General features: G+C 44.0%; 8 protein-coding genes. 4 read left to right on the forward strand and 4 right to left on the reverse strand.

All coding sequences use genetic code 11. The features are described from left to right. Window positions 1-23 precede the first annotated feature (23 nt). From AAC006_RS11740 to AAC006_RS11750, 3 genes are read right to left on the reverse strand one after another with little or no spacing between them, the layout of a single operon-like run. Window positions 24-335 (reverse strand): helix-turn-helix transcriptional regulator, encoded by a 312-nt coding sequence (locus tag AAC006_RS11740; RefSeq protein WP_013786267.1) that lies wholly within the window; start codon window positions 333-335, stop codon window positions 24-26. Then, complete coding sequence (locus tag AAC006_RS11745) at window positions 335-2,545, reverse strand: peptidase domain-containing ABC transporter (RefSeq protein WP_339891374.1); 2,211 nt, start codon at window positions 2,543-2,545, stop codon at window positions 335-337. The genes AAC006_RS11740 and AAC006_RS11745 overlap by 1 nt, the downstream gene beginning before the upstream one ends. A 2-nt stretch (window positions 2,546-2,547) precedes the next feature. Further along, on the reverse strand, window positions 2,548-3,798 hold the full coding sequence (locus tag AAC006_RS11750) for an HlyD family secretion protein (protein ID WP_260563414.1): 1,251 nt from the start codon (window positions 3,796-3,798) through the stop codon (window positions 2,548-2,550). A 383-nt stretch (window positions 3,799-4,181) separates the two neighbouring features. Here AAC006_RS11750 and AAC006_RS11755 point away from each other — a divergent pair, with 383 nt between their 5' ends. Together AAC006_RS11755 and AAC006_RS11760 are read left to right on the forward strand one after the other, a co-directional pair. Continuing rightward, window positions 4,182-4,565, forward strand: coding sequence for a hypothetical protein (locus tag AAC006_RS11755; protein WP_339891375.1), 384 nt, complete (start codon window positions 4,182-4,184; stop codon window positions 4,563-4,565). After that, window positions 4,566-5,726 carry a hydroxymethylglutaryl-CoA reductase gene (locus AAC006_RS11760; RefSeq protein ID WP_339891377.1) on the forward strand — a complete coding sequence of 387 codons (1,161 nt, stop codon included), beginning with the start codon at window positions 4,566-4,568 and terminating at the stop codon, window positions 5,724-5,726. Between the two features lie 221 nt (window positions 5,727-5,947). Here the strand turns inward: AAC006_RS11760 and AAC006_RS11765 are convergent, their stop codons facing one another. Then, window positions 5,948-9,277 (reverse strand): amidohydrolase family protein, encoded by a 3,330-nt coding sequence (locus AAC006_RS11765; protein WP_339891379.1) that lies wholly within the window; start codon window positions 9,275-9,277, stop codon window positions 5,948-5,950. A gap of 866 nt (window positions 9,278-10,143) precedes the next feature. Between AAC006_RS11765 and AAC006_RS11770 the strand changes: the two genes are divergently transcribed. Next, complete coding sequence (locus AAC006_RS11770; RefSeq protein ID WP_339891381.1) at window positions 10,144-12,963, forward strand: TonB-dependent receptor; 2,820 nt, start codon at window positions 10,144-10,146, stop codon at window positions 12,961-12,963. 14 nt (window positions 12,964-12,977) lie between these two features. After that, complete coding sequence (locus AAC006_RS11775) at window positions 12,978-14,594, forward strand: amidohydrolase (RefSeq protein ID WP_339891382.1); 1,617 nt, start codon at window positions 12,978-12,980, stop codon at window positions 14,592-14,594. Window positions 14,595-14,605 lie beyond the last annotated feature (11 nt).

A 14,605-nucleotide genomic window follows, 5' to 3' on the forward strand; every position in this document is an offset into this window, starting at 1 on the left:
AGTGTAGTTAAAAAGGGTAGCGGTTAGGCCAACCTTAGGGGGTGGTAAATCGATCGAAAGCAACTTGCGATGAGCGCGGTGCGGCTGCTTATTTTCAGTTTTTTGTAGATGTTGGCGCAGTGGAACTTAACGGTGCGTTCGCTAATAAATAGCTCTGCTGCTATCGCTTTATTCGACAAGCCCTCCATGATCTTTCGCGCAACCTGAAGCTCGCGTTTAGACAGGGTGTCGATAGGAAGGGCATTACTGTTTAAGTTATCTACATGCTTAACGATTTGTTGACGCTCAATATCGGTGAGCAAGGGTGTAGATTCTCTAACTTCGGGCGTTATCATTATGAATCTCCTAGTGGGGTATTATTATTTTCTTCTACTACTTCAGAAGCTGGGCTGTGCTGCAGAGTGCCGTCTACCAACTGATAGACAGTATCTGCAAGGGCAATCGTTTGAGGGCGATGGGCAACCATTATTCGGGTAATATTGAGCGCCTTTAAATGGGTATTGATAATGTGCTCGTTGTGAATATCTAAATGGCTACTCGCCTCATCAAGAAACAAGATGTCGGGCTCTCTGTATAGCGCTCGCGCAAGCAGTAGCCGTTGTTTCTGACCACCACTTAAGCTACTTCCCATATCGCCGACCAACGAGTGATATTGCATAGGCATGGCACAAATTTCGTCATGGATACAGGCTAATTGGGCGGCACGTATAACCTTTTCTTGATTCGGTATCTCATCGAAACAACTAATGTTTTCAGCCATAGAGCCAGAAAGGCACATGTCTTCTTGCAATACAGACGCAATGACTGGGGAATGATTTGATGAAATTGTATTGTGACTAACCGTTCCATCAAACGGTGCATACAGGCCCATCAGGCATTTAAGTAAGGTGCTTTTTCCACTGCCGCTTGCACCAACGATGGCAATTATTTCCCCTGCGCTAACCGATAAGTTGAGGTTTTCAAAAATACATTTACACCCCTCACCATAGCGATAACTAAGGTTGTGGGCTTTTAAGTGAATAACTGGTGTATTTGAAGCGATTTCATGGGAAGAGGTCGCACCTGAGACTGAAGGTACGTTTGTATAGGGGCTAGATTGTTGTGACAGTACTGTGGTTTCAGCAGGCTCTGTTAGTACAATATCGCTCAAACGAGAAAAGTGTACGGCCAGCATTCGCAATTCGATAAATTTCGACACTAGGCCGTCTACTGCGGCAGTGAATTTGGTTTTGTAAGCGATGAAGGCAAGCATCATTCCTACCGTCAGCATATTATCCATTACCAAAGATGCCGCAATAAAGATTACAACGATGTTTTCAATACCAAATAAAATCTGGTTTACCGCATCGCTTCCAATATTGAGTTTTCCCAGACTAATGTCTTTATTCAAAGTGGCGACTAACTTGTTTTGCCACTGACTATGGCGCTGGGATTCTTGATGGTAGACACGAATAGGCAGCATACCCCGAACACTTTCCATAAAGTGGCTTTGCTCGGTGGCGCCTAACGCAATTTTCTCTGTTGTGAGTCGCTTAGTGACAGGTATTAACGCGATGCGAAAAAGTAGATATATTGCCACTACTAGCACCACACACAATGTAAGCTTAACGGAATAAAGGGCCATCACGACGAGCGTGATAATGGCCAATACGCCATCGAGAAATGCAGTCACAAGCCCCGTAGTGAGGAACTCACGAATATGGGCGAGGGAACCAAATCGAGACACCACATCGCCCACGTGCCTTTTGGCGAAAAAATCCAGCGGTAGAGAGAGTAAATGTTGAAAGACGGAAGCCGACATTTGAAGTTGAAGCCTGCTTGATACAGCAAGGATCAGAAAGCGCCGCAACACTCTGGTGAAGATGCTTATCAGTAGCAAAAAAGTAAACCCAATAGCAAGCGCGGTTAATAATGCTTGGTTCCCTTGCAATAACACATCATCGACCACGGTTTGCACGTAATAAGGAGAGGCTAAAGCGAACAGTTGAAGTAATGCAGACAGCGCCAGCAAGGTCGCTAAATTACGTTTAAACCCTACCGTGCGAGTAAAGAAGTTTCTTAGCTTTAGTAAAGGCCTTGCGGGTGGTGGCGAAAAATTGTCTTTAGGCGTAATTTCTAACGCTATTCCCGTTAGGTGTTTACTCGCCTCATCAAAGGTGAAAGTGCGTTTGCCAATACTCGGGTCATGTATGGTTAATCGCTCTTGCTTTACCTCAGTCAGCACAACAAAATGACGCATATCCCAGTGCAGAATTGCTGGCAGGGTTAGTTGAGATAAATCTTGTGGCTCAACTTTTAGTGCGCGACATTGAAATGCCATTTGCTGCGCAATATCCATAATATCTTTAAGCGTGATGCCGCGAAGTGAAACGCTAATGTGCTGGCGAAGGTGGGTCATATCCCGTTTGTCGCCATAATACTGCGCCACCATACTCACACAGGCCAAGCCACATTCAGCAGCTTCAGTTTGAAGCACTACCGGCACTTTGTTTTTAGGTGACAAAGCGCTGAGTACAGGTGAGGTAAATCCGTGAGCAATAGTCATAATTACAACCTTTTCGTGACGCTTAGCAGCGGCTCTAAAATCCATTCCAGTAAGCTACGCTGGCTAAGCGCTACGTCTGCTGAAAACGTCATTCCAGCCTTAAGCATGACCGGGTTTCCATAGGCAATAATGGCGTCGCTATTTACTCGAGCGGTAACCAAATAAGCCGGTTCGCTCACGGTTAAAGGCGCGTTCGCCCACTCACCTGGCAGTAAAATAGTTTCGGAGATGCTAGTTATCTGCCCTTCTTGCAAACCAAATTTCTGATAAGGAAAAGCATCGTATCGAATAGCGAGCTGTTGCCCATTAGCGATAAAGCCGGCGGCGCGCACGGGTACTAGCAATCGTGCTTCTATCGGAGAATTTTCTGGAAGTAAGCTGAGTAGTGGTCTGTTTTGATCGACCATTAACCCAGCGCTAGCTTGCAGGCTTGAAACCACACCATTTTGCGTTGCATAAAGAATGCGCTGCCGATCGCGATTTAATGTCAGCAACTGCTGATTGATATCACTTAGTTGGTTTTTGTGTACGGTACGCTCATTGGCTTGAATCTCGGGTAAACTGGCAATTTCATGTGTCAGCCGGCTTACTTCAGCTTCGCTTTTCAGGTTATTTCGCTCAGCTTGTTTCCATTGTTGCTGGCTACTTAAAAGCTCAAGCTTATAGCTATCGAAATCTGCGTTACTTACATGGCCAGCATTGCGTAACACTTCAAGTGACGTAAATTGATTGTGTGCTAACTGCCACTGTTGATAAGAAATCGCTAAAATATGGCGTATTGTTTCAGCATCTTTTTGCGCGTGTTGAAGTTGCTTTAATAACTGTGCATTGTTGCTTTTATGAATACTAATGGTGCGCGCCAACGAGTCACTTATCCGCTTTCTCTTAGCGAGAAGTTCTTGTTGTAGTTTTAGCTCTACGGTTTCGCCTTGTGGCTGCTGAACCCCGTATTCAATCGACAATAATGGCTCGCCTTTTTTTACTTTTTGGCCCTCGCTGACATACACTTGTGATATGCGGCCTTTTCGGGCGTCGGCGTACAACCTTAGTACGCCATGGGAGGGCTCTAACCATCCTTCTACAGTGGCTTTTCGGGCATAGCTACCCGTAGTGAGATATATCCCCACACCTACTATCCATAAAAGTAGTATTGCCGTTATCCCCATATGGGACGGTCGAGGCGTCATCAATAGATCGCCTTGAAATGGCGAGGTAGGCTGCATTGCCTGATGACGGAATAGTCCTTTTCTCATAACAGTTCATCCCATGAAATTAAAAAAATGGTATTCAGTTGCCATTTCCCTATGGACATAGCGCTTAATCAGCAATCGATGCTTTTTAAACAGCGAAAACCTGAATACCGACAAGTGGTCTTGGGTAAAGCCTTGACGATGTAAACGTTAGATGAAGGCGCTTCGGTATACCGAATAAAGCGAAGTCAGAGCGTTTGCTGCCCTTTATTCATAGGGTGTTGGCGCAAAATTTAATGAAGTTTTGATGAAATGGCTCAAATTTAAATGTGGATAAAAATTGATGGAAATGCAAAAGGTTAGTGATACTGTACAAAGGTTGTACTATAAAAAAGTAGTGTACTTAATTCACGCAGTGGCTTAACCAAAACGGAATAGGAACTCACATGTTTGTACCAAGTATTTTACTCAAGCAGCTATATACTCATGGAAGCCTAACCAAAACCGACAACGGCGTTTCCTTTGCACTTAAAAACCGTTTAAAAGATGCCACACTAAAAGAGCTGAAATGGATTTCATTTGATGGTGAGAAAGTCCCTAGTCACAAAATTTCTATTCAAAGTAGCAACGATAGCGATATCAGCTTCAAAGCACTTAACGATGCGGGGGACATGCCATTTTCATTACGACAAGTCATTACCGTACACCTAGAACTAAATGAAGAAGTCAGCCCTGAAAAACGTAAAATAGGTATTTGTTTTTCAGCGTCACCTTTTGGAAAGCTTAAATTTGAAGTAGAAGATAATGTGACTTCTCCTACCAATCGCTAGTTGCATATTCCCCGTGACGATCACGACGATTATGGCGATAAAATCATTAAGCAGCGTCAGTCATACTTTGAAAGTTTTACTGGCGCCAAAATCGATCATGTTGGCAAGTACTCGGTCGATCCAGACAAATTGAAAGGGAATATTGAGCATTTTATTGGTGTAGCTCAGGTACCCATTGGCATTGCAGGGCCATTAACTATTCACGGCGAACACGCGAAGGGCGATTTTGTTGTGCCAATGGCCACAACAGAAGGCACCTTGGTTGCCTCGTATAATCGGGGCATGAAGCTGCTTAATATGAGTGGTGGGATAAAGGCTACGGTGGTAGATGATGCTATGCAGCGAGCTCCGGTTTTCATTTTTAGCGATGCCCGTGGGGCAAGAGATTTTGTTACTTGGGTAAACCAAAACATCAGCAAAATTCGCGAAGAGGCTGAAGCAACCTCGAGCATTGCCAAGCTCACTTATATTGACCACTTCTTATCAAACAAATTTGCGTTTTTGCGTTTCAACTATTTAACCGGTGATGCGGCAGGGCAAAACATGGTGGGGCGGGCTACTTTTGCGGCGTGCGGGTGGATTTTAGATAATTATGAAGGTGTTGAAAACTTCTACTTAGAGTCTAACTTTGCTACCGATAAAAAAGCCTCGCAAATAAATATTATGCGTACACGTGGTAAACGGGTAACCGCAGAGGCCACGATAAAGCGTGAGCATTTACTGCAAATTATGCGGGTAGAGCCTAAGCAAATTGATTATCACGGCAGGGTGGCTGGGGTAGGCTCGTTTCTGTCTGGGGTGAACAATACGGGTTTACACTCGCCTAATGGTATTACCGCCATGTTTATTGCTACGGGGCAAGATGTCGCGAACGTAGCGGAATCATCGGCTGCTATTATGTATTCAGAGCTTACTGATGAAGGCGATTTGTATGTGTCTATCACTATTCCTTCGTTAATAGTGGCCACCTATGGTGGTGGCACCGGAATGGGCACTCAGCGTGAGTGCTTAGAACTTATCGATTGCTATGGCAAAAACAAGGTGTACAAATTCGCCGAAATCGTTGCCTCGGTAGCCTTAGCGGGGGAAATCTCTTTAGCCTCAGCCATTAGCTCATCAGATTGGGTGTCGTCTCACGAACAATACGGACGCAACCGCTGACGGGGACAATACGAAGTGTGGGGCACACAAACACAGGCACGCCGTAAATCCATCCCTGGAGGCTCCTCCCCGGCATCCCTGCCGGGGAGGGCCTGCTTATTGTGTGCCCCACACTTCTAATACAGACCTAGCTCCCAATAAACCCATCAATGGGGATCTGTAAGCATAAAAAAGCCGGCGATTTACGCCGGCTTGATAAGTGCTAGTAACTCACTAGATTATTAGTGTTTCCAATGGAAGTGATGTGCTTTGGCATCAATGGCTTCCGCAGTGGTTCTTGGCATAAAGGTGGCGTTGTTTTCTTCGAAGAAGAAAGGGGAACGCTTGGTTTTACTGCCAACTTCGTTCATGGTGGCAGCTTCATATACGCGGCCGTTAAGTACGGTGAATTCCACATATTCACTGCGGCGTAAGTCTGCTAATACATCGCCGTCAATCACGACTAAATCAGCCAATTTACCTTTTTCAATACTGCCGATGTCGTTACCCATACCTAGATGCTTAGCGCCATCGATAGTACCGCCGCGTAATGCTTCCCATGCGGTGAAACCGCCTTGTTGCATTATCCACAGTTCCCAGTGGGCGGCTAAGCCTTCACGTTGCCCATGAGCGCCAATATGTACACTAACCCCATTATCGCGAAGCTCTTTGGCGTAGCTAGCTACGTTTTGGTGGTTGTATTGATTATCAGGCGCGGTAGGACGTCTTATAGAACGGCCATGCAACATGGTGGCTGGGGTGTAGCGAAGTAAGCGTGGGTTCTTCCAAACTTCGGTACGGTCGTACCAATATTCTTCACCCATCATACCGCCGTAAGAAACCACAAATGTAGGTGTGTAACCAAACTCGGTGGCTTTCCATAGCTGGGTTACATCACTATAACCGCGCTCTATAGGTAAGCTGTGTTCTAGTCCTGTATGGCCATCAACCAACATGGTTAGGTTTTGTTGTAACTTACCGCCACCCTCAGGCACGACCATCATGTCTTGGTTTTTCGACGCCCATAACACTTGTTGGCGTTGATCGCGTCGTGGTTGGTTGTAGCTTTTCACCGAAATTGCGCCGCTTTCTTTTAAGCGTTCTACGTGGAAGTACGCATCTTCGTAGTTATTGATGATGGCTTTGTAGCCTAGGCCTTCTGCGCCGTACAAAATAGTACCGGTAGAGTAAATACGCGGTGCCACTATGTCGCCTTTACGCTGAAGTTCAGAGGCGGCAAAAATCTCTGTGGTATCGTTTGATGGGTCATGAATGGTGGTAACACCAAAGGCCACATTCGAGTATTGGCTCCAGTTTTTATCTGGAATAATCTCATTCCTGCCTTGTGCACCATGAGCATGAGTATCAACTAACCCGGGAATAATGGTTTTGCCACTGGCATCTATTTGCATAGCGCCTTCAGGAATAGCAATATCTCCGCGCTTGCCCACAGCTTCAATACGATTATCTTTAATGATAATAACGCCGTCTTCAATCACTTCTTGGGTGTTGTCGGCATCACGCATGGTCACGACCTTTCCACCAATTAAGGCTTTGTAACCGCTTGGTTTATCGGCATCGGTAGTGAACGATAAATTAATACCATCGGCCACAGGGTCGGGCAGGGTTTCTGGCGCGCCATCTACAAACGCAAAAGCTTCTTTAAGCGAGCGACTGTAGAAAGTGGGGCCATTAAACCAGCTCACCGTTTCATTATTGGGCGACCATGTTAAGTACTCACCGGCTTTAGATGAAAGCTGAGTAACCGGCAGTGAAGTCATGTTAGGGCCAATAGTTACTTTCTTACCATTTTCCACAAACGGGGTGACGAAGGTTTTAAATTGGTAAACGAAAGCTACCCATTTTTTATCATGTGAAAGTTTGTACTCACTTACATCATCAGCGCCGTATAAATGCGTTCGCTTATCGTTTCCTTGCAAGTTAACACTTGAAAGTTGTGTTTCTCGATACGGCGTGCCGCCTACCGATTCGGTGAAATACACCCGTGAATTGTCGCCTGCAAAGTGTGGGTTAATACCCCCATCAGACACTTTCTTTTCGGTTTTTCTATCAAGGTCTGCTACATAAATACCAGGGTCCACCGAGTATTTAGGGTCAAGTAAATAGCCGCCAGTAAACTTGCGGTACACCACCTTTTCACGATCACTTGAGAACGATGGTTCTATATAATGGCCAGGTTGCTTGGTAATCACTTTACCTTTACCGCCACGGGCAGAAACAATGCGTACTGACCCTAATTCATCATCATTCCACGTGGTGTAAACAATGGCTTTACCGTCGTTAGAAAAACGCGGGTAATATTCGCCATGGTCATTTTGCTTAGTCAGGCGTTTCATCTTGCCCGACTTTACGTCTTTAACGTAAAGCTTTCCTAATGCTTGAAACAAGAGTGTCTTACCGTCAGGCGACATTTGCGACCAGCGAATCATGTTTACATCAAATTCATCCGGTGCCACATCTACATCAAAACGAAGTGCATCCGCATATTGAAGGGTAGCTTCTACGTTAATGTTAATATCTGAGATAGTCTTATCGTCGATATTGATGCTATGGAAAGTACCACCTGTCCAATACACAATGGCTGATGAATCTGGCATCCAGTCGAAGTAGGCGAAGTAACCTTCAGAGCCAAAACCTTCTTGCATGTCACGTTCAAGTTCTGTGGTAAGCGGTGTTTCTTCACCGGTTTTAATATCTTTTAAAAACAGAGCGGTTTTTTCTTTTACCCGGCGAACAAACGCAACGTATTTACCATCCGGAGATGGTGTAGGCACCACTGCACCGCCGGTGCCACTGATGTAACGGCTTTCATCACCATTTTCACGGTCGAATCGGGTAATAGCGAATATGCCACCTAAAGGATCACGGTTATAGTCGAAACGACTCCCAGGCACTGTGTTCTCTGTGAAGTAAATATATTTACCGTCGTGAGAAAAAACGGGGTCAGCTATGTTTTGCTGGTCTTTTTTACCATGATTACGGGCTTTAATTTGCAAGCCGTCGCCACCGGTATTGTGATACATCCAAATTTCACCTGCAGGAATGCTGCGGCTAGACATAATGCCTTTGGATACCAGCAAGTATTCACCATCGGGGCTCCATTTAGGAGAGTGAATAAGGTTGTTCTTTTCTTTGGTCACTTGGCGCAGGTTTTCACCATTGCTGTCCATTATCCAAAGATTATTAATGCCATCGCGGTCAGAAATAAACGCAATCTTTGAACCATCCGGTGAAATATTTGGGTGTATGTTCCATGCGAAATCTTGCGTGATCGGTGTGGCATCGCCGCCATCAATATTTACTTTGTAAATATCACCTAGCATATCGAACACCATATACTTACCATTCGGGGCTATATCCAAGCTAGACCAAGTGGTTTCGGTGGTGTTGATTGTAACTTCATTAAGTGCAAATGGCGGGTTACTTACATTCCATTTAGCATAATCGTATTTAGGTGACTCTGTTTCTTGTGCGGATACTTCGCTACTTATCGTAGTGCTTAGGGCAGACATCACCGAAAGGCCAATAAGCCTTTTAATGTTTCTTATCATTATGGTTTTCCAATTTTTTGTCGTTCAAACGTTCATTCTTTGATGAAGTACTAAGTCAATTACTACGCTAATTTTTTATATATTATCTTTTTTGTAAAGCTACCATAAAGTATTTCTCTTGGTGTTTCACTGGTAAGTAGAAGAAGAGAGCAGAGGCGAAATGGCAAACTAACTTTCCAATGAGTCATGAACATTTTATCTCGTGCTTTATTTTTATTGGAGTAATGCATGGGATTAAACACTATTAAGACTAGATGTTTGCAATTTTAGTGAATAATTATTCAATTTTATTTTTCTACTAGGGGCGCGCATGAATTTCGTTATAAATAAATGCTTTTATAAAAAGTTTCTACGGCTAAAAAGTTATAGAGAAATATAAAGTAATTAGTATAAAAGAACGATTTTTTTCGAATTTTAGGATAGTTGTTTCAATAGTTCCTGAATTTAGCAAGGTTATAGATAATTGCGTATGTTCGTTTTGAGGGCGAATTGCTCTTTTATTGTGCATTATAGACTTAAGTATAATAAATGCTAATTCTTGCATTAGGAATATTTATGCAAAAATCTGTGGGTAAGTTAATTCTGACTTCAAAGCTGCCCTAGTATAAAAATTTCTTATATGTTTATTTTCTGTAAATAAAACTTCTTATGCGGATATCTTTTCTAAATACAATGGTTTAAGTCCCCGAATATCGGGGTAATTCTGTCTAAATAAATATTGATATGATAAAAATTATTTAAATCAATGTTTTAGGTATGAGTTGTGCAATCACTGAATTATTGCTGAATAAATAAGTGCCTTAAGGCCTACCACGATAAGTCAGTAATACCACATAAGCACACAGTACCGAACAGGAGAGATACCTATGAACACACCCGGGATCTGCAATAATAAAAGGCTTTATCTTGCAACAGCGATTGCTAGCATTTTAGCTACCCCCGTGGGCGCACAAGAAAATGAAGTAACTGATACCTCTGTTGAAGAGAGAAAGGTTGAGTCTATTCAAGTAACTGGTTCTCGTGTTTCTCGCGATGGTTACGATACACCAACGCCGGTTGCCACCATGTCTGAAGAAGACATTAATACGTTTGCACCAAATAGTGTGGCCGACTTTGTAAATACTATGCCGTCGGTTACTGGAAGCTCAACAGCTTCAACTAGCTCTGGTTCTCTAAGTAATGGTGCTTCGGGAATTGCAGCGCTCAACTTGAGAGCATTAGGTACGGGAAGAACGTTGGTGCTTTTCGATGGGCAGCGCTCGGTAGTATCAGCATCAACGGGCGAAGTTGATACCAATACGTTCCCGCAGTCTTTGATAAAACGGGTGGAAATTGTAACGGGTGGTGCGTCTTCCGTTTATGGTTCAGATGCAATAAGTGGTGTGGTTAACTTTATCTTAGATAAAGAATACACAGGTTTTAAAAGCGAAGTTGAATACGGTGAAACTACCTACGGCGACCGCGAAAACAACAAGATTGTTTTAACCTACGGTACAGAACTTGGTGACGGTGATGGTCATTTATTATTAAGTGGTGAAACCTTTCATGCGAATGGTATTCACAACACCACGCGAGACTGGGCTGAAAACGGTACGGTAGCAATGATCAACCCTGATACATCAGAAGGTTCTCCTTTCTATTATGTTGGCGATGGAATTGGTATCTCTACTTACACCCCCGGCGGGCTTATTAATTCAGGCCCACTACAGGGTACATATTTCGGCGTTGATGGCGCGGTAGGTCAGCTTGCTTATGGGGATGTTTCTGGCCAATGGATGCAAGGCGGTGATTGGGAATACACTACCTCGGGCATGATTGGAACCAACTCGCTTGCTGCTGAAATTGACAGAAAAAACCTCTTTGGGCGTCTTAGCTGGATGTTTGGCGACACCGAAGTTTATTTTCAAGGCTCGTATGCAGAGTACGAAGGCTTAAGCTACTACATTAACCCAACCTCTATTGGGGTAACTGTTTACGCTGATAATGCTTATTTACCTGAGTCTGTTTCATCGCAAATGGCTGAACTGGGGTTGGATAGCTTTTCTCTTAATACCAGTAATGTGGATATGCCAGCGTCGGGCAGTAACAATATGCGGGATACCACCAGATTTGTATTGGGTGGAAAAGGTGAATTTGAACTATCAGGTATGCTGTTCGATTGGGATGCTTACTATCAACGTGGTAAGACCAACACCGATGAGCATATGACGCCAACCTATAATACGGCCAATTTAACCTTAGCTACTGACGCGGTAGTAGACTCAGTGAGTGGTGAAATAGTTTGTCGTTCTACGTTAACTGACCCTGATAATGGGTGTGTGCCTCTAAATCGTTTAGGTGTAGGTGTGGCAAGTGACGAAGCGCTGGACTACGTACTAGGGCAACCTCGCCGTGAGCAAGAATTTACACAAGATGTAGCTGCAATTAACTTTAGTACTGGAGATATCGACGGTTGGGCAGGTCCTATTTCTATTGCCTTTGGTGCTGAATACCGTAAAGAAGATATGGATGGCTATGTAGACCCTCAATACTCTACTGGTTGGAAGTACGGTAACTACAAGGTCACCGAAGGTTCTTATAATGTAACAGAAGCGTACATTGAAACACTGGTTCCGCTTATGGACGATCTTGATTTCAATGGTGCGGTTCGCTACACCGATTACAGTACGTCTGGTGGTGTAACTACGTGGAAAACAGGTTTCACATGGTCGCCTATTGAAGATGCTACTTTCAGACTTACTCGTTCACGAGATATTCGAGCGCCGAACTTATCAGAACTGTATGCAGCAGGTACTGCGCGTTCTAACTCAGTTACCATTAATGGTGAGTCTGTACCTATGGTACAAAACTTACAAGGTAACCAAGATGTAAACCCTGAAGAAGCTAACTCATGGGGTGCTGGTGTAGTAATTCGCCCGTCATTTCTTGAAGGTTTCTCGGCGACTATCGATTACTACGACGTAGAAATAGACGGTGTTATTAGTTACGTAACTGCAGATTCAACAGCGGAATACTGTGTTGAGTTTGGTGTGCAACGTTACTGTGACAACATGATTTATGATGATGCGGGCACACTGCAAACTATCAACCTTTTATATGAAAACCTAAACTCAATGACATCAAAAGGTGTGGATTACGACCTTACCTATCGATTCGATACGGCAGATGTTATTTCTAACTTAGCAGGCTCAGTAAAACTGCGCTTTTTAGCGACAAACTATCTAGAAGCAATTACTGATAATGGCGTAACGGCTATCGATGAAGCCGGCTCTAATGCATCAAACACGCCTGATTGGAAGTTCCGTGCATCGGTAACTTATGATTTAGACGACATGCGTTTTGACCTTACTGCTCGTGGTGTGAGTGAAGGTACGTTAAGTAATGCCTACATAGAATGTTCTGCGAACTGCCCTGATAGTATTGCACCTAACTACACTATAAATAACAACACGGTTGTATCGAAAGTGTACTTAGATGCTTATGCATCAAAATCTATCATGTTAGGTGATACCAGCTCTCTAGAGCTTTACATGCAAATTAGAAACTTACTTAACTCAGATCCTGCAACAGTAACCTACCCTGCATATCAAGGCTCTGAAAACCGCCCTGGTTACCTTGCAACAAACCGCAGTTTGTACGATGTACTTGGCCGTCAATTTAAAGTTGGTTTCCGCGTTGAAATGTAATTAGGGAGAAAAGAATGAAGTTATCGATGGTTAATTTTAAACGCACAGTAAGTACGGCTTTAATTACGATGGCAATAAGTGGGGGCGCAGCTTCTGCTGCGGCTGCCACCACTATGTCGCTAAATGAGCGTATGGCAGTAAAAAAAGCCCTTATAAACGATGTAGATGCTATGGCCAAGCAGGCCCAAGTAATGAACGATACTATCTTCAGTTTCGGCGAATTGGGCTTTCAAGAATTTCAAACGTCTAAGTACATTACGCAGATATTGAAAGACAACGGCTTTAAGGTAGAAGAGGGTATTTCCGGCATTCCTACAGCATGGATGGCAACATGGGGCGAAGGTGAGCCTGTAATTGCGCTGGGGTCCGATATTGACGGTATCCCCAAGGCATCTCAAAAGCCTGGTGTCGCCTATCACGACCCTATCGTTGAAGGGGCTCCTGGGCATGGTGAAGGTCATAACTCAGGCCAAGTGGTAAATATAATCGCTATTTTAGCGGTTAAAAAATACATGGAAGAAAACGACCTCGAAGGCACAATAAAAGTATGGCCTGGCGTGGCAGAAGAGCAACTAGGTACCAAAGCCTATTATGTTCGCGATGGTTATTTTGAAGATGTAGATGCAGTGCTGTTTTCTCACGTTTCAAATAGTTTCAGTACCAGCTGGGGAGAAGGGCGAGGCAATGGCCTAATTTCAGTGCAGTACAACTTCTATGGTGAGTCTGCACACAGTGCTGGTTCTCCTTGGCGCGGGCGCAGTGCCCTAGACGCTGTAGAATTAATGGAAGTGGGGATGAGCTATCGCCGTGAACATTTGCGTTTATCTCAGCGAGTTCACTCTATTGTTGTGGATGGCGGAGACCAACCAAACGTAGTTCCTCCTGTTGCAAGTCGCTGGTACTTTTTAAGAGAAACAGATTACCCACATATTAAAGCTTTATGGGAAATCGGCGATAAGATGGCCGAAGGTGCAGCCATGATGAGTAATACCACGTGGGATTCAGTGGTACTAGGCTCTGCATGGCCTCAGCATATGAACAAAGCTATAGCTGAAGATGCATATGAAAATATCAAACTGGTGGGTATGCCGAAGTGGTCAGAGGATGATATTGCGCTAGCTAAAGCACTTCAAAAAGAAATTGGGGTTGAGCCTGAAGGCTTAAAGTCTGAAATCAACGAATTAACCGACCCACCGGATCCAAAGAAAAACATGGGTGGCGGCTCTGATGACATTGGTGATATATCATGGCAAGTACCTACCATCACTCTTCGTTATCCGGCTAATATTCCTAACCTACCAGGGCATAACTGGTCTAACGCAGTCGCTATGGCCACCCCTATCGCCCACAAAGGCGTAGTGGCCGGTGCAAAAGCGCAAGCCCTAACACTGTTCGATTTGCTTACTGACGAAAGCTTAATGAAAAGTGCCTGGGATTATTATGAAAATGAGCAAACGAAAAACGGTAAATATACTCCACTTTTACGCGAGCAAGATAGACCCGCTACCCACCTAAACAAAGAGATTATGGCTGAGTTTAGTGGTGATATGACTGAGTATTATTACGACTCATCAAAGTACGATACCTATCTAGAGCAACTTGGTATTACGTACCCTACGATAAAAGAGTAACGCTATAACAG

Origin of the sequence: uncultured Alteromonas sp., assembly GCF_963976965.1 — a bacterium.
Classification (GTDB): Bacteria; Pseudomonadota; Gammaproteobacteria; order Enterobacterales; family Alteromonadaceae; genus Alteromonas; species Alteromonas naphthalenivorans.

Coding starts and splice junctions, on each gene's coding strand:
- AAC006_RS11740 (WP_013786267.1), bottom strand. CDS start 335: ATGATAACGCCCGAAGTTAGAGAATCTACACCCTTGCTCACCGATATT.
- AAC006_RS11770 (WP_339891381.1), top strand. CDS start 10,144: ATGAACACACCCGGGATCTGCAATAATAAAAGGCTTTATCTTGCAACA.
- AAC006_RS11775 (WP_339891382.1), top strand. CDS start 12,978: ATGAAGTTATCGATGGTTAATTTTAAACGCACAGTAAGTACGGCTTTA.
- AAC006_RS11765 (WP_339891379.1), bottom strand. CDS start 9,277: ATGATAAGAAACATTAAAAGGCTTATTGGCCTTTCGGTGATGTCTGCC.
- AAC006_RS11750 (WP_260563414.1), bottom strand. CDS start 3,798: ATGAGAAAAGGACTATTCCGTCATCAGGCAATGCAGCCTACCTCGCCA.
- AAC006_RS11745 (WP_339891374.1), bottom strand. CDS start 2,545: ATGACTATTGCTCACGGATTTACCTCACCTGTACTCAGCGCTTTGTCA.
- AAC006_RS11755 (WP_339891375.1), top strand. CDS start 4,182: ATGTTTGTACCAAGTATTTTACTCAAGCAGCTATATACTCATGGAAGC.